The sequence below is a fragment of the Bacillus sp. Nf3 genome (assembly GCF_003028545.1).
GTDB lineage: Bacteria > Bacillota > Bacilli > Bacillales > Bacillaceae > Bacillus > Bacillus safensis.
The window spans coordinates 1-539 of sequence record NZ_PYUA01000099.1 but is presented as its reverse complement, the minus strand read 5'-3'; the positions used below and the strand labels follow the sequence as shown (position 1 = coordinate 539).

Below are 539 nucleotides of genomic sequence, written 5' to 3'. Positions count from 1 at the left end.
CGCGCATCACGTTGACGTTGCCGATGCACTCGAAGCTGTGGTCTACGCCCCAGGTGGTCATTTCCACGATGACCTGCTGGATCGGCTTGTCGAAGTCCTTCGGGTTGATGCAGTCGGTGGCACCGAATTCGCGCGCCAGTTCGAACTTGGACGGGTTGGTGTCCACCGCGATGATGCGGCCGGCCTTGGCCTGGCGCGCGCCCTGGATCACGGCCAGGCCGATGCCGCCGAGGCCGAACACGGCCACGCTGTCGCCTTCCTGCACCTTGGCGGTGTTGTGCACCGCGCCGATGCCGGTGGTGACGCCGCAGCCGAGCAGGCAGACGTGCTCCGGGTTGGCGTCCGGATTGATCTTGGCCAGCGACACTTCGGCCACCACGGTGTACTCGCTGAAGGTCGAGCAGCCCATGTAGTGGTACAGCGGCTCGCCGTTGTAGCTGAAGCGGCTGGTGCCATCGGGCATCACGCCCTTGCCCTGGGTGGCGCGCACGGCCACGCACAGGTTGGTCTTGCCGCTCTTGCAGAACAGGCACTCGCCG

General features: G+C 66.0%; 1 protein-coding gene. It reads right to left on the bottom strand.

The window, feature by feature from the left end:
* Window positions 1–539: zinc-binding dehydrogenase (locus C9414_RS21035; protein WP_142398086.1), on the bottom strand; the 539-nt coding region annotated here is incomplete at both ends.